A 14,962-nucleotide genomic window follows, 5' to 3' on the forward strand; every position below is an offset into this window, starting at 1 on the left:
TAAATCTCACTCTTGTTTAAGATGCAAATTTTACATTCGGGAAAAACCGCTCTTCGATCAAGTCATAACACCATTGGAAGATAAAGGTATATACCAAAATACACATCGTTAAACCAAAATCTAAAATTAATGCATCAATAAAACTCATCTTCATCATATAGGCAATAATTGGAATGGTCACAAGCATCAAACCACCCTCAAAGCCAACCGCATGTAAAATACGCACAGGAATCGTTCGTTTCCATTGATGTTTATGTTCAATTTTTTCAAAATAATGGTTAAAAATCATGTTCCAAATCACCGAAATGACAGCCATGATTACACCTAAAACACCTGTTACTTCGAGTGGCATACTAAAAATAAAACTTAACGCAATTGCGATGATGACCAATAAGATCACTTCATAGCTAATTGCATGAATGAGTCTTCTTCTGGAAATCAACATTTTATAACACTCTTTTGTTTGGATATGCACCATTTTATTTTTATAATTTTGATTAATCCAATTAGGTTCTTTCAGTTTTTTTGACAGATGAATATTAATCAAGAACAACTTCTGATGTTTCAAACTGTCATTGAGACAGGCTCATTTTCGGCGGCCGCGCGGAAACTCGGCAAAGTCCCTTCGGCAGTGAGCATGTCAATTGCCAACTTAGAAATTGATCTCAATCTCAATTTATTTGAGCGACTTGGACGTGAGCCGAAACCAACTTCTGCGGCAATGGTTTTATATGAGAAAACCCAACAGCTTTTGATTGAAATCAATCAATGGAAACAGCACGCTCATGCGCTCAGCACTGGGCTAGAGTCAACCTTAAACATTGTCGTGGTCTCTGAATTACTGCATACCAATTGGACAGATTACATTACGTTGCTTGAACAACATTTTCCGAATCTGACGATTAATATTTTTTCTGCTCCTCAAGAAGATGCTTTACAGATGTTGCTCGATCAATCTGCACAACTTGCACTCATGTTTGAACGAGAACAATTAGATAGTCGTGAACAATTTGTTGAATTAAAACGAGAAGCTCTTGTTCCAGTGATTGCTCAAGGTCATGCTTTAGCTCAATTTGAGCAAATTTCCTTTGAGCAAATGGTGCAGACGCGCCAAATCGTGGTGGCTAGCCGTAACCATAGCATCAAGCCAGAACTACTATTTTCTAAAGATTATTGGCGCACAGATAATCATCATTCTGCGTGTATGATGATTATTCGGAATTTAGGTTGGGGAGTTTTACCCTTAGAAATGTTTAATGAGAATCCTGAACTAAAGAAAAAATTAAAAGTTTTGGAACTTTATGATTTCACCCCAAAGTTTGAATACTACGTCGATTTAGTCTGGAGTCGGGAAAGCGAGTTAGGTGTTGCCGCTAGATTTTTGATTGAACACATTCGACAACTACGTCAGCAACCTAGAAAATAGAGTAAATCACTCAGGTTTAAATGTATTCAAAGCGATGCTTTGCTTTCCTGTAGATTGTGCTATAAAGAAGTTATCCATAATTTTGTTTAAGTAAGAACGCTATATCAATGACTCAGACCGCATTACACCAATTAAAAAATTTAACAACCGTTGTTGCCGATAGTAGTGATCTAGAAGCGATTGAAAAATTTCGTCCCTTAGATGCAACAACCAATCCATCACTTATTACAGCAGCGGCTGAACAACCTGAAAGTAAGCAACTGATTGAAGATGCTTATACACAAGCAAAACAAGAAGGCTATCAAAGTGATGAACTGATTGAACGCAGCATTGATATTTTGACGGTGAAGTTTGGCGTTGAAATTTTAAAATTGATCGATGGACGTGTTTCAACTGAAGTCGATGCTTCTCTTTCTTATGATACTGATGCGACGATTGCCAAAGCGCGTGAACTTTCTAAACTTTACCAAGACTATGGTATTGAGCAATCTCGTGTCTTGATCAAGATCGCGTCAACGTGGGAAGGCATTCAAGCAGCCAAAGTTTTAGAGGCTGAAGGGATTCCATGTAACTTAACATTATTGTTTGGTTTGCATCAGGCCCAAGCTTGCGCAGATGCAAAAGTAACCCTAATTTCTCCTTTTGTCGGTCGTATTTTAGACTGGTATAAAAAAGCGGAAGGCATCGAGCAATATCCAATCGAAAACGATCCAGGTGTTCTTTCAGTCAAGAAAATTTATAACTATTACAAACAACACGGCATTGCGACACAGGTCATGGGGGCAAGTTTCCGTAGCACAGCACAAGTCCTTGGTTTAGCAGGTTGTGACTTACTCACCATTGCACCAAATTTATTGGCTCAACTTGAACAAGATCAACAAGTTGTTGAAGCTCAACTCAGCTCAACTTCGGCGCATCAGGCTGAGAAAATTGAACGTACAACTCAAACCAAAGAGAGTTTTAAAGCTGAACTTGAGCAAGATTTAATGGCTTTCCAATTACTACAAGGTGGTATTGATGGCTTTATCAAAGCACGAAATCAACTCAGTACATTGCTGCGTCAGTCTTTTGGTATTGATGCCGAGATCCAAGCATAATTAGTTTATTTTTCACCTATAAAAACCGATTTTTGTTATATTAATGAAAATCGGTTTTTTAATGAGTAGGTTGTGTTCGGCGTAACAGATTTAACTACATTTATTATTGGTACAATCTTAATTGTGTTATTGCCTGGCCCAAACTCTTTATATGTGATGTCGGTCGCTTCACGCTATGGTATTCGTACAGGTTATGCTGCGGCATGTGGTGTATTTACAGGTGATTCTATTTTAATCCTGTGTACGGTTCTAGGTGCGGCATCATTATTAAAAGCCTTTCCGATTTTATTTATCGTTCTCAAGTTAACAGGTGCTTGTTATCTCGCCTATCTAGGCTTCAAACTATTACAAAGTGCCTATCAGACATGGAATAAGCCTCCACACCCTACAGAAATGGCTAATTTACCTCGTTTAGATCAAATTCATCCCTATCGTACCGCACTCAGTATCAGTTTACTCAATCCTAAAGCGATTCTGTTTTTCCTGTCTTTTTTCGTGCAATTTGTACAACCCAATTATGCTTATCCAGCACTCAGCTTTCTAACCTTAGCCATCATTGTGCAACTGGTCAGTTTTACCTATCTGACTGCTTTGATTTTTTCAGGTGTTAAATTAGCAGACTTTTTCAAACATAATTACAAACTTGCCGCAGGAGGTGTTTGTAGCGTAGGCATTTTATTCTTTATATTTGGATTACGACTAGCAACCTCTACCCTTGCATAACTCTGTTTTGATCATATGGTCAACTCATTCAATCATTTTAAAACTACGATTTTCGCCGAATTAACGATATACTTTTCAACAAATTTCAATCAAGTATAGATGCATTGATGCAACGTCTAATTCAAGATTTTTCGATTCCTGCCATTTTTGCTGGCTTTATTACCTTCCTGATTGGAATAAGTGTTTCTGCGGTACTGGTCATTCAAGGGGCGCAATCTCTCGGTGCAAATACAGCGCAAATCAGCTCTTGGTTTTGGGCATTAGGTTTAGCGATTGGATTATCAGGACTCATCTTATCTTGGAAATATAAATATCCAGTTGCTACTGCATGGTCGACGCCTGGAATTGCTTTAATCATTGCATCCTCAGGGCATTATGACCTTTACGAAGCGATTGGTGCTTTCTTAGTTTGTGGCGTCGCGATCGCAATCGTTGGATTTTCAGGCATTTTTCAAAAGCTGTTGGCGCATATTCCTCAAAGCCTCACATGTGCCATGCTTGCAGGAATTTTATTAAAATTTGGGATTCAAATCTTTAGCAGCTTAGAAAGTCAGCTCGGTTTTATCTTGAGCATGTTGGCAATTTATCTTGTTTCAAAACGCTTATTACCTCGTTATAGCATTGTGCTGACAGTGATTTTAGGTGCAATGATTTGCCCTCTATTTATTGATTTCAAATTGCATTCAATTACTTGGTCTTTCACCCAACCTGTATGGATGCAACCTTCATTCTCATGGTCTGCATTACTGGGTCTAGCCTTACCCTTGTTTGTCATCAATATGACTTCTCAAAATTTGCCCGGTATCGCCATGATCAAAAGTTATGGTTATCACCCTCACGTCAATCAATTAGTAGGTTGGACAGGTATTGCACATACGATTTTCGCCCCTTTTGGTTGTTTCTCGATAAATTTAGCCGCGATTAGTGCAGCGGTCAGCTTAGATGATCAAGTACATCCTGATCCAAGCAAACGCTATATTGCAGGTATAAGCTGTGGTTTGTTTTATATTTTAATGGGGCTTTTCGCTGCAACCTTAGTCAGCTTACTCATGTCATTTCCGCCTATTTTTATTGTTGCACTTGCAGGTATTGCCCTATTTGCCACGATTAGCCATAACATTGCAGTGGCTTTTGCAAACGTAGAAGAACGAGAAGCAGCATTACTCACCTTTTTATGTAGTGCATCAGGAGTTCAATTTTGGGGAATTGGTTCTGCATTTTGGGGACTTCTATTGGGCATTTTTGTTTTAGTTTTATTCAAATTTAAATTAAAAAATAAGTCTTAGTCTAGCTAAGACTTATTTAAATCCATTTTATTTCAAAGTCGATTTACCTATCTTTTACATCCTTTTCAGTTTCTTCACCATTTAAAATTCGTCCTGCTTGTTTAGGTCGAATCAATGGTGCTGTAGGTCGAGGATGGGAATGTGAGTATTGTAAACCCACCCCTGCATAGACATCATCCGCAGCAATTTCTGTTTCAAAACGCTCATTATCACGTTCTCGAATTTCATTTGAGATCATGCGAACCTCATCTTCATCGACACCTAATTGCTCTAAAATGACTTCACCGAATTTAATCGCAGATTCAAAGGTTTCACGAATCATATAATCGACTTTTTGTTTAACCAAATGTAGTGAATGCTCCCGATCATACGAACGAACCAAGACTTTGGCTAATGGAAATTCATGTGTCACCAATTCCACAATTCGATTGGTTGTTTGTTTACTGTCGACACAAATCACGATTGCTTCTGCCGTCGAAGCCCCTGAAGCATGCAAAATATCGAGACGACAGCCATCGCCGTAGTAGATTTTAAAACCAAATTTTTCTGCGTTTTGAATCATGTCGATGTCATTATCAATAATCGTCACATCAACCCCTCTTGCCAAGAGTAATTGACTGGTTACCTGACCAAAACGACCAAAACCAATCATTAGAATACTGCCGCTTAGACCTTCAGCAATATCGACATTATCAAGAGAAACTGAATCTTTGGTTTCGGTAAATCGTTTAAAAAGAATGCCTAAGATTGGGGTCAGTACCATAGACAGTACAATAATTGCCGTTAGATTCGACTTAACTGTATTATCAATGACTTGGGCAGTGACCGCCGCAGAAAATAGAACAAAGGCAAACTCACCACCTTGAGCCATCAATAAAGCACGATCCAAAGCTTCGGTATGCCGACTTTTGGTCAGACGAGCAACAATATAAATCATGAGTGATTTAGCAAACATCATTGCAATAACGCCACTCACAATCAGTTGCCAATTTTGCTTCACGACCGATAAATCTAGCGACATTCCAACACCAAGGAAAAATAGCCCCAATAAAATCCCTCGAAATGGCTCAATATCGGCTTCAATTTGGTGTCTAAAAGTTGATTCTGATAGCAACACGCCTGCAAGAAATGCCCCCATTGCCATAGATAAGCCACTGACTTGCATCAATAAAGCAGCACCCAACACCACTAAAAGCGCAGCAGCCGTCATCACTTCTCGTGCTTTTGCCGCAGCGAGTAATCTAAATAAAGGATTGAGTAACCAATAACCTGCGGCGATTAAACCTGCAATTGCAATTAAACCAATACCTATATTTTCCAAACGTGCTGAGGTACTTTCCACTACATGATTCGGTGCCATAAAAGCAACAATTGCCAGTAATGGGACAATTAATAAGTCTTCAAATAATAAAATCGCGACAATCTTTTGACCTTGTGGCTGTGCAATATCACCACGATCACCCAAGAGTTGCATCACAATTGCGGTAGACGTCAATACAAAACCTGCTGCACCAATAAATGCAACTTGCCATTTAAATCCAAATAAAAGCCCAACACCTGTTAATGCCAAAGCACAAGCAATAATTTGCAAAGTTCCTAAGCCAAAAATCTCACGCCTTAGACTCCATAAATGTGAGGGCTGCATTTCCAGCCCAATCACAAATAAGTACATGACAATACCAAGCTCTGCAATATGTAGAATCGAAGCAGAATCATGAAAAAATGCGAATCCAAATGGGCCAATAACTAAGCCAGCAATTAAATAACCAAGAACTGAGCCTAAGCCAATTCGTTTAAAAATAGGAACGGCTATTACAGCCGCAGCCAATAAAACGACAGGCGCGATTAAACTGATTGAGTGTACTTCTGAACTCATACTGTTCTCATTTTTATTTATCTGATTTTATTGTATGTGAAACAATAAAAGACTTATATATCAATTACGAGATAGTCATTCTCAATAGAACTATTTAAAATATTGATATACATAACTTAGTTAATTGCATTTTTATCCCAGAAAGCTTGACGAATTTGTGGCATCGCGTTCAGATGATTAATAATATGCAGCGCATCTTCAGCCTCAATTGAACTCGCAATCAGTGTCGCTTCGATCTCAACCTCTTTTTCACCAAACGGCGTTACATCAATATCTTTGGCAGGATAGTTATGATGTTTCAAAGTTAGATTCAGCTCGTCCATGACTACCTTACTCTGAGTACGATCACAAATAATATAGATGACATGTAAGACTTCTGCCTCATCATCTAATGGGCGGCGATCTATGGCATGAACAATAGGTCTTAACAACGTATTTGCAGCTAAGATAAAACCTGTTGCCAAAACTGCTTCAACAATCAAATCAGCGCCTACCGAAGCACCGATAGCAGCAGAACACCATAATGTCGCAGCCGTATTTAAACCATGAATGTTGCCTTCTTGGCGCATAATCACACCTGCACCTAAGAAACCAATTCCTGAAACAACATAAGCAATCACCCGAACTGCTCCATCGGCTTCAGTCAAATTAATTGCAATATCTACAAAAATCGCCGCTCCCACAGCAACTAAAACATTTGTTCTAAGTCCTGCTGTACGTTGTCGATATTGACGTTCAAATCCAATCAATGCACCGAGAATAAAAGCAACGGACAGGCTGATAACCTAGATTGGTATCCAATGCTAAACGTTGATCTAAGAGTTGAAAACTGACAGGAACATTCAAAAACCAGTTTAAATCCCCATGATGAGCAACATCATCACGGGATAGCTGTAAAGGCAACACCCCAATCATTCTCCATTGGCCTTAAAATGCTTTTTGCTTGAACTGAAAAGCCATGAATCTGATCTTGATCCTTACTTGAGTGATAGCCCAAAGATACTTCTAAATTTTGATTGAGATTACAGGCAGGTACGACTTGATAAGACCAAGTGCCGTCTTTTTTAGGTGAGAAACTAAACAGGATGCAGTCAATACAATAAATTTTGCGGATACAGCAAAATTTTATAGGAGGGTTTAGAATATTTTAACAAAGCTATCTCATTGCAAGATAGCCGACCTAAATAGCTCACTTGCTCAGTATTCGCTTTGGCTTAATCCTTTATTAAACCCAAACGTCGAACAACTTCCCATTTAGGATCTCCGTGAATAAACTCAATGGCATTGTAGGACATGCGAATTGATCCACAAGCCCTATCGTATGAATTTTTCATTACATGAGAGAATTTCACTCTAAATTAAAGTTCTCTAACGACTACTGTTTTTGCCATTTTGTCGTGCCAGCCTTGCTTCTTAGAATCAAAAGCCACCCAAATCAAACCAATAAATAGAACTAATATTGCTGGAAAATAACCGATATAACGAATAATCCCTTGACCAACTGTGACATTTTCTCCAGTCCTTTCATCTAAGACTTTCAAACGCAACAAACGTTTACCTGGAGTTCCAGCAAATTTAACCCAACAGAATACACAGAAAGCGGCCATTAAAATTTGCCAAAGCAAATCTGCGGTTGATGTCATCTCAGATGAATACATAGAGTTCCAACCCATCAACATTCCAATCGGCACTAATGCAACCATAATAATAATATTATCAATAATAGATGCACCTAAACGTATCCAAAAACCTGCATATTCATATTTATGTGACATTTTCCCCTCACTTTTCTATTTCTATAGACATAAATGCTTATAAATAATCGCTTTATTAGCATAGCATTTATACAATATTTTGTTTTAACTCGCGCTCAAAAAAATCAATGGTACGTTGCCAAACCATTTTCGCCTCAGGCAGTCCTCGACTGACACTACGAAAACCATGCGGCATATTATAAATATAAGCTTCAACCCGATCACCCAATTGCTGGATCAGTTTATTGCGTTTGGTCGCTGGGCAAAATGGATCAACCGTAGACCAATGTCCCTGTAGAATGCGAACTTCATCCAGAGACTCGTTGTTTGGAACACCAGCACCTTGAATCCCCAGAGAATGATGATAAACCACAGGTGCTAACATATCTTCGCGCTTTGCCATTTGAATGACGTAACCACCTGTTAAACATTGACCTAACATACCCAAGCGACCATTAGATCTTGGGTCTGCCTTTAATGCATCGAGTAATACATGAATTTCTTGATTAACTTCACTGTCCGCTGAATTGATACGTCCTGCCTTACTCACCATAGCACGAATACAATATTTGACTGCACCACCACTAAATAAATTAGGCACGTAAACCAAATAACCTCGATCAGCCAAGTCTTGTGCATCTTCTCTATAAACATCGAGGATACCAAATAACTCGTGTAGCAATAAAATCGCAGGCGTTTTTTCAGAGCTTTGTGCAGGTACATACACTTCAACTTCGATTTGACGTGTCGGTAATGTGATTGTTTTTATTTCCATTGCAGTCATCCGTTACATTCGAATGATTTCCATACTATTTCTGACAATATTAATTGTCAAATAAAAAAGGATGTCTGACGACATCCTTTTCCTATTCATTCAATCAGTAAATTAAATACTGAGTAAACTGTTCAATGTTTCTGCTACATTTTTCGATTTTACTTTAGGCTGCAATGCTTTAAGTGCTTGTTGCACCTGACTACGTTGCGGTTCAGCCAAGGTGTACCAACGTGACAGCACTTGTAATAAACGCGAACCTAAAATTGGGTTTTTCTCATCCAAATAAGCGGCAAGCTCAATGAAATGATCGACACCAAAGCTCCACGTATTCACTGGATTCGCAGCAAGTCCACCACTCACTGCACGGATACGGTTCGGTGTTCCCAAATCATAATCGGCGTGCTTAGTCAGATACTCAATCGTTTCCGCTGTCGCACATGGATTCGATGCTTGGATGCTAAACCATTGATCTAAAGACAAGGCTTCATCTTTAAAACGGTTATAGAAATCTGCAAGTGCAGCCTGCGCTTGTGGCGCATCATTCCAGACTAAAACACGCAATGCGCCTAAACGTTCGGACATATTGCCTGTTTGTTGATATTGCGCATAAGCCAAATCAAATACAGACTCATCGCCTTGACGCGCCAACATATTCAGAGTGATATTCTTTAATGAACGCACGCCCATTGCTAAAGAAAACTCTTTTTGCTGGTCTGGATCTAAGGCCAAATAAGTCTCTTTCCAGAATGAACCTAAATCACGTGCTAAACGGTCTAGCACAGCTTCACGCTTCTCACGAATCAATTCAGGCTCATAGTCTTGATCAATACGACTGCCTAAATAGTTTTCACTTGGTACATCAAATAAACGCGATGCCAATAACGGATCTTTATTCACTAGGTCTGGCAAGGTATTTTTAATTGCCTGAATATAGGTATCCACCTTATGGTCTTCTAAAAGAATACGTTCCAATAAAGTTTGTGTCGCTTGCCATTGATTAAAGCCATTGGTTTCGTGCTGAATCAAGAAGGCAAGATCATCATTGGAATAATCAAAGACTAAATTCACAGGGGCAGAGAAATTACGTAATAACGAAGCCACAGGTTGCTCCGTCACATCTGTAAATTCAATTGTTGCCTCATCTTGATCAAATAAATACACGCCATCTTTGACCTCATTCACAAACAGATCAGTGCTGTGCAAGGTATATTGTTCACCTGTATTGGCATTAAATAATGCCAGAGCCACAGGAATTGGCACTGCCTTGAGATTTGGATATTTTGGATGTGCTTTCAAGCTCTGTTTGAAGCTTAAACGATAAGTCTGTGCAGCAGCATCATATTCACCTTTCGCTTCTAACTTTGGTGTACCAGGTTGGTTATACCAAGTGAGGAAGTTAGATAGATCAACACCTGAACCTGCGCTCAATGCAGCAACCCAGTCCTCAACTGTGACTGCTTGCCCATCATGACGCAGGAAATATTCATCAGTCCCTTGACGATATTTTTCTTTACCCAATAACGTTGCCATCATACGGTTGATTTCAGCACCCTTCTCATACACTGTCGCAGTATAGAAGTTATTGATTTCAACAAAATGATCTGGACGTGGCGGATGCGATAATGGGCCAGCATCTTCTGGGAATTGATGTGATTTCAATACCGCTACATCATCAATTCGTTGTACGGCCGCTGATTGTAAATCCTCAGAGAAAGACTGATCACGGAAAACCGTTAAGCCCTCTTTTAAACACAATTGGAACCAGTCACGACAGGTGATTCGGTTGCCTGTCCAGTTATGGAAATATTCATGTGCAATGACGGACTGAACTCGCATAATCGCAGCATCAGTGGTGTATTCTTCATCGGCAAGTACACATGAGGTATTAAAGATATTCAAACCTTTATTTTCCATTGCACCCATGTTGAACTGACTGACGGCGACAATCATATAATTGTCGAGATCATAAGGACGACCATAGTGCTCTTCATCCCAACGCATAGAGTGCTTTAACGCTTCCATTGCAATGTGACATTTTGGAATATCTTTCTCGATTGCATAAATTTCAAGATCAACATCACGACCTTCTGACGTGGTGTAACGATCTCTCAGTACCGCCAAATCACCAATCACACAGGCAAATAAATAGCTTGGTTTCTTGGTTGGATCTTGCCAAATTGCAAAATGACGACCTTCCCCAGCCTCACCTGTTTCCAATAAGTTACCATTGGCAAGTAAAACTGGATATTTCTTATCGGCTTCGACACGGGTAGTAAATTCAGCCAATACATCAGGACGGTCAGGATAGAAGGTGATTTTACGGAAACCTTCAGGTTCATTTTGGGTAACGAATAAATCACCCGCCTTGTATAAACCTTCAAGTTGCGTATTTGACTCAGGATGAATAATGACTTGGATTTTTAAAATGACCTCATCTGGTGCATCTGTGATCAACAATTGCTCATCGTCTAAATCATATTGCGCTGCACTCAGGATTTGCCCATTCAATTGAATCGACTTTAATTCAAGATCACGCCCCAAAAGCACCAAAGCACCAGTCTTTTGACGTTTCATCACTAAGGCTGAGTCAACAATCGTATGATCATCATAGACTTGAATATCTAAGTTAATTGATTCAACCAAGAAAGATGGTTTTTGATAATCTTTGAGGTAAATGGTTTGATCTGCTTGTACGGGAGGTTGTGCCGCAATATTCATCAGTATTCCTTATCTTTCATCATGTCGTTTAGATGGTCTTGTTAGCAAGACTTCTTGATTAAAGTCATTCGGTTGCACAAATCATGCCTTATTTCACCTAAATTTTTGTGACAAATCACTTTTGTCAGAAGTATCGGTGAAACTCTATCAGATCATACGCCAACTTATAAAACCTGTCTTTACGGCTCGGTATCAGTTTTAATAATTTTATTGGGTTTACTATTCAGGTTTTCAAATTTGATCTGCAAATTGCCCGATCATTTAGACAAAATTACAACATCGTTTTCCAATCTTAAATAAAAAATACAGAACCAATTGCGTTCTATCGCGCAACTTACATTTTTTTCCTGAGTTTTACATTTTGTGCACGGTTATTGCTTAAGTTTATATGCCAATGTAGGTAATACAATAAATCAAGCGAGGGTTAAGACGATGGAATTAAAAGCACACTTATATCGTTTAGAAAATATTAAAGCGATCCATGATCTTGCAAAAGCTGGCGTCGATCATCATGTAATTTCCGTTTTTTTAACAGCAGAAGGAATTGAACTGACAACCTTAGAAGTGACCAACATTGTGAACACTTATGATGCACTTGGCAAAGAAAAATTGCCGAGTAAAAAAGTACAAGCACTTATTGCAGCCAAAAAAATCGGTCAGGAGGACGAAAACTTACCATGCCCTGTTTAACTTTTACATTTAATAAAAAACCTCGAAATATTTTCGAGGTTTTTTATTACACTAATTAAGGATTTGCACTATCTGTTCGTAACCAGACGACTGTACGACCTAAGGCAGAAACGCCCATATAACCGCGCATACGTAAACGTTTACCTTCACCCGTTACGACCGCTTTACCTTTATAAACTTTACCACTTGTTGCTTCTAATACTCGACCATCAATATATGAATCTGGCTTATCTGGATCTTCTCTAAAACCTGATAAAATTTCTAAGCCAAGAATTGGCTTATTGGTATTTGGAGCTGCGCACTTGGTACAGTTCGCAAGGGAAAAACCACGAGCATTAGGATAACGATAAACAATTTTCCCATGAAAGCGACCATCTGATCCTTTACGGATTTCAACAATCGAAAGTTGCTCACCTGTACGTTCTTCAATACTTTTCCAATAACCTTCAATCGAAGCTGAAAAAGCAGTCATGCTTAAAAAAGCAATAGAAACTCCCATGATTCCTTTCAGAAACATTTGATTTAGCATACTAACCCCGTCTTTTTAAAAGCCAACCCATTAATATTTATAGGTTTAATTATTGAAACTTACCATATTTTCAGATAAGTTTCACGCTACCAATTAGTCCTTTTGCTTAAAAAACAACTGATCCAACTGGTAAAATTCATGTAATGAATAACATTATTTTAAAATAAATAAAAACAAATTCTTTGACCTGATATATCACAGTTTTATTTTAAGGGCTTGCACGATCTGTTCTCAACCAGACCACTGTTCGACCTAATGCTGAAATTCCCATATAACCACGCATACGTAAACGTTTTCCATCACTCGTTACAAGTGCCTTACCCTTGTAGATCCGGCCACTGGTTGGTTCCATTATTCTACCATCAATATACGCATCTGGATTATCAGGGTTATCTTTAAGCTTTGATAAGATTTCTAAGCCAAGGATTGGATGATTAGTATATGGCTCAGGGCATTTAACACAATTGGCTAACTTAATACCGTGTGCATTAGGGTAACGATAGACAATCTTGCCATGATAATAACCGTCAGTGCCTTTTCTAATTTCGACAATTGAAAGCTGCTCCCCCGTACGATCATCTATACTTTTCCAGTAACCCTCGATTGAACTTGCATAACTACCAACACTTGTAATAACCAATGCCATTCCGATTAGGCATTTCTTTAATGAATTTTTATACATACAAGCCTCAACATTTTGAATACGGAAAATGTTTTTTATGCTCGATCTCTTAGGATAGAGCATAAAAAAACCTCTTTGATTCAATATCAAAGCATTGAAACTGATCTAAATAGATGAATTCATAAAATGGCTAAAATATAATTAGACATAAATTCATTAAGACATAAACCCTGATATTGAACCAAATTTATTTGTTCAACAGGGTTAAGGATTGGCACTGTCAGTCCTAATCCAAACTTGGGTACGACCTAAAGCAGAAATCCCCATATATCCACGCATACGTAAACGTTTACCATCAGCACTTAACTGAGCTTTGCCTTTATAAAGATTGCCCGTTTTAGGTTCGAGTATTTTTCCGTCAATAAAATGGTTTGGATTTTTAGGATCTTCTCGCAAACCTGATGCGATCTGAAGTCCTAAAATAGGTTTGTTTTTGAAAGGCTCAGGGCATTTCACACAATTGGTTAATACCGTTCCACCACCCGGTACTGGGTAACGATATACGATTGTGCCAGTATAAGTATTATCAGGTTTCTTTTTAATTTCTACGATTGAAAGCTGTTCACCCGTACGGTCATCAATACTTTTCCAAAAGCCTTCAGGTGTCATCGCGAAATTAGCAGTTGCGAATAGGGCAAATGAAATTCCCACGATTCCTTTCATGAGTGAATGTTTTTGCATAATATGCTCTCCCTAAGTGCAAAGTAGATCCATCTAATATATTTTTATTCCAATGTTCTTAGACAGTCAACAAGACGAGTGGATATTTAATTGCTTAAAATCACAATGAATTTTAAGCAACTCACACAATAAGAAAGAAATGATTACGGGTTCGCACTAACTGTGCGTATCCAAACCGTATTTCTACCCAAAGCCGAAATTCCAACATAACCGCGCATATTTAAATGCTTACCATCTGCATTTAATCGAGCTTTACCTTTGTACACTTTTCCAGTTTTGCTCTCTAAGATGCGCCCATTAATAAAACTATTTGCTTTATTGGGGTCTTCAACCAAACCAGTTAAAACTTCTAAACCTAAACGTGGCTTTCCTGTATATGGCGGTGGACAGTTAACACAATGTGTTACGATCGCCCCTTGCGCATTCGGATAGATATAAACGATTTTTCCGCGATAGGTATTATCTGGTGCTTTCCTGATTTCAATGATGGTCAACTGCTCACCCGTTCGATCATCAATACTGCGCCAATAGCCTTCAATTGAACTTGCATATGAGAGAATACTTGTAAAACAAGCAATTAATGCAATAGAGCATTTCAACAATATTTGATTATTCATCCTTATCTCTTTCTACTTCTATAAACAAACTTAATAACATCTTTTAATATGGGGCAAAAATTTACCATACTTTAAAAAATAGATCAGCCACCTGCTTAGCTTTTATAT

General features: G+C 38.5%; 15 protein-coding genes and 1 pseudogene. 5 read left to right on the forward strand and 11 right to left on the reverse strand.

Going from position 1 to position 14,962, the window contains the following annotated elements; genetic code table 11:
* Positions 1-16: 16 nt before the first annotated feature.
* Positions 17-445, reverse strand: a complete 429-nt coding sequence (gene aceI / locus ACN19N_RS09645; protein WP_420001217.1) for a chlorhexidine efflux PACE transporter AceI — start codon at positions 443-445, stop codon at positions 17-19.
* 87 nt (positions 446-532) lie between these two features.
* Here aceI and ACN19N_RS09650 point away from each other — a divergent pair, with 87 nt between their 5' ends.
* The 4 genes from ACN19N_RS09650 to ACN19N_RS09665 all read left to right on the forward strand — a co-directional run bounded on the left by ACN19N_RS09650 (position 533) and on the right by ACN19N_RS09665 (position 4,532).
* Positions 533-1,426, forward strand: coding sequence for a LysR family transcriptional regulator (locus ACN19N_RS09650; RefSeq protein WP_420001218.1), 894 nt, complete (start codon positions 533-535; stop codon positions 1,424-1,426).
* 107 nt (positions 1,427-1,533) lie between these two features.
* The gene (gene tal, locus ACN19N_RS09655; protein ID WP_420001219.1) at positions 1,534-2,523 is read left to right on the forward strand and encodes a transaldolase; all 990 of its coding nucleotides are present in this window, start codon (positions 1,534-1,536) and stop codon (positions 2,521-2,523) included.
* A gap of 72 nt (positions 2,524-2,595) precedes the next feature.
* A complete protein-coding gene (gene leuE / locus ACN19N_RS09660; RefSeq protein ID WP_269238150.1) occupies positions 2,596-3,246 on the forward strand; it encodes a leucine efflux protein LeuE in 651 nt (216 codons plus the stop codon).
* 107 nt (positions 3,247-3,353) lie between these two features.
* Positions 3,354-4,532 (forward strand): benzoate/H(+) symporter BenE family transporter, encoded by a 1,179-nt coding sequence (locus ACN19N_RS09665; protein WP_420001220.1) that lies wholly within the window; start codon positions 3,354-3,356, stop codon positions 4,530-4,532.
* 43 nt (positions 4,533-4,575) lie between these two features.
* On the opposite strand, the gene ACN19N_RS09670 is transcribed toward ACN19N_RS09665, so the two are convergent.
* The 6 genes and pseudogenes from ACN19N_RS09670 to pepN form a co-directional block, all read right to left on the reverse strand.
* Positions 4,576-6,408, reverse strand: a complete 1,833-nt coding sequence (locus ACN19N_RS09670; RefSeq protein ID WP_420001221.1) for a monovalent cation:proton antiporter-2 (CPA2) family protein — start codon at positions 6,406-6,408, stop codon at positions 4,576-4,578.
* Between the two features lie 116 nt (positions 6,409-6,524).
* Positions 6,525-7,190 carry an MgtC/SapB family protein gene (locus ACN19N_RS09675; RefSeq protein ID WP_420002374.1) on the reverse strand — a complete coding sequence of 222 codons (666 nt, stop codon included), beginning with the start codon at positions 7,188-7,190 and terminating at the stop codon, positions 6,525-6,527.
* A pseudogene (locus tag ACN19N_RS09680) lies at positions 7,186-7,486 on the reverse strand (hypothetical protein); the annotation flags it as partial. The pseudogene ACN19N_RS09680 and the gene ACN19N_RS09675, both read right to left, overlap by 5 nt.
* A gap of 280 nt (positions 7,487-7,766) precedes the next feature.
* Positions 7,767-8,183: an RDD family protein gene (locus ACN19N_RS09685; RefSeq protein WP_269230065.1), complete on the reverse strand. Its 417-nt coding sequence runs from the start codon at positions 8,181-8,183 to the stop codon at positions 7,767-7,769.
* Positions 8,184-8,250: 67 nt separating this feature from the next.
* Positions 8,251-8,937: a dienelactone hydrolase family protein gene (locus ACN19N_RS09690; RefSeq protein ID WP_420001222.1), complete on the reverse strand. Its 687-nt coding sequence runs from the start codon at positions 8,935-8,937 to the stop codon at positions 8,251-8,253.
* 111 nt (positions 8,938-9,048) lie between these two features.
* Positions 9,049-11,655, reverse strand: a complete 2,607-nt coding sequence (pepN, locus tag ACN19N_RS09695) for an aminopeptidase N (protein ID WP_420001223.1) — start codon at positions 11,653-11,655, stop codon at positions 9,049-9,051.
* 432 nt (positions 11,656-12,087) lie between these two features.
* On the opposite strand from pepN, the gene ACN19N_RS09700 reads away from it, so the two are divergent.
* Positions 12,088-12,345, forward strand: a complete 258-nt coding sequence (locus tag ACN19N_RS09700) for a hypothetical protein (RefSeq protein WP_004652954.1) — start codon at positions 12,088-12,090, stop codon at positions 12,343-12,345.
* A gap of 55 nt (positions 12,346-12,400) precedes the next feature.
* On the opposite strand, the gene ACN19N_RS09705 is transcribed toward ACN19N_RS09700, so the two are convergent.
* The 4 genes from ACN19N_RS09705 to ACN19N_RS09720 all read right to left on the reverse strand — a co-directional run bounded on the left by ACN19N_RS09705 (position 12,401) and on the right by ACN19N_RS09720 (position 14,854).
* Positions 12,401-12,874 (reverse strand): DUF2147 domain-containing protein, encoded by a 474-nt coding sequence (locus tag ACN19N_RS09705; RefSeq protein ID WP_269230062.1) that lies wholly within the window; start codon positions 12,872-12,874, stop codon positions 12,401-12,403.
* 208 nt (positions 12,875-13,082) lie between these two features.
* Complete coding sequence (locus ACN19N_RS09710; RefSeq protein ID WP_269230428.1) at positions 13,083-13,520, reverse strand: DUF2147 domain-containing protein; 438 nt, start codon at positions 13,518-13,520, stop codon at positions 13,083-13,085.
* Between the two features lie 240 nt (positions 13,521-13,760).
* Complete coding sequence (locus ACN19N_RS09715; protein ID WP_269230061.1) at positions 13,761-14,237, reverse strand: DUF2147 domain-containing protein; 477 nt, start codon at positions 14,235-14,237, stop codon at positions 13,761-13,763.
* Positions 14,238-14,380: 143 nt separating this feature from the next.
* A complete protein-coding gene (locus ACN19N_RS09720; protein ID WP_269230060.1) occupies positions 14,381-14,854 on the reverse strand; it encodes a DUF2147 domain-containing protein in 474 nt (157 codons plus the stop codon).
* Between the last annotated feature and the right edge of the window lie 108 nt (positions 14,855-14,962).

This window comes from Acinetobacter sp. LF10 (genome assembly GCF_048585715.1).
Taxonomy (GTDB): domain Bacteria; phylum Pseudomonadota; class Gammaproteobacteria; order Pseudomonadales; family Moraxellaceae; genus Acinetobacter.

Excerpts from the sequence above, each read along its gene's own strand:
- aceI (WP_420001217.1), bottom strand. The coding sequence starts at position 445 with ATGTTGATTTCCAGAAGAAGACTCATTCATGCAATTAGCTATGAAGTG.
- ACN19N_RS09650 (WP_420001218.1), top strand. The coding sequence starts at position 533 with ATGAATATTAATCAAGAACAACTTCTGATGTTTCAAACTGTCATTGAG.
- tal (WP_420001219.1), top strand. The coding sequence starts at position 1,534 with ATGACTCAGACCGCATTACACCAATTAAAAAATTTAACAACCGTTGTT.
- ACN19N_RS09665 (WP_420001220.1), top strand. The coding sequence starts at position 3,354 with ATGCAACGTCTAATTCAAGATTTTTCGATTCCTGCCATTTTTGCTGGC.
- ACN19N_RS09670 (WP_420001221.1), bottom strand. The coding sequence starts at position 6,408 with ATGAGTTCAGAAGTACACTCAATCAGTTTAATCGCGCCTGTCGTTTTA.
- ACN19N_RS09685 (WP_269230065.1), bottom strand. The coding sequence starts at position 8,183 with ATGTCACATAAATATGAATATGCAGGTTTTTGGATACGTTTAGGTGCA.
- ACN19N_RS09690 (WP_420001222.1), bottom strand. The coding sequence starts at position 8,937 with ATGGAAATAAAAACAATCACATTACCGACACGTCAAATCGAAGTTGAA.
- pepN (WP_420001223.1), bottom strand. The coding sequence starts at position 11,655 with ATGAATATTGCGGCACAACCTCCCGTACAAGCAGATCAAACCATTTAC.
- ACN19N_RS09700 (WP_004652954.1), top strand. The coding sequence starts at position 12,088 with ATGGAATTAAAAGCACACTTATATCGTTTAGAAAATATTAAAGCGATC.
- ACN19N_RS09705 (WP_269230062.1), bottom strand. The coding sequence starts at position 12,874 with ATGCTAAATCAAATGTTTCTGAAAGGAATCATGGGAGTTTCTATTGCT.
- ACN19N_RS09710 (WP_269230428.1), bottom strand. The coding sequence starts at position 13,520 with ATGGCATTGGTTATTACAAGTGTTGGTAGTTATGCAAGTTCAATCGAG.
- ACN19N_RS09715 (WP_269230061.1), bottom strand. The coding sequence starts at position 14,237 with ATGCAAAAACATTCACTCATGAAAGGAATCGTGGGAATTTCATTTGCC.
- ACN19N_RS09720 (WP_269230060.1), bottom strand. The coding sequence starts at position 14,854 with ATGAATAATCAAATATTGTTGAAATGCTCTATTGCATTAATTGCTTGT.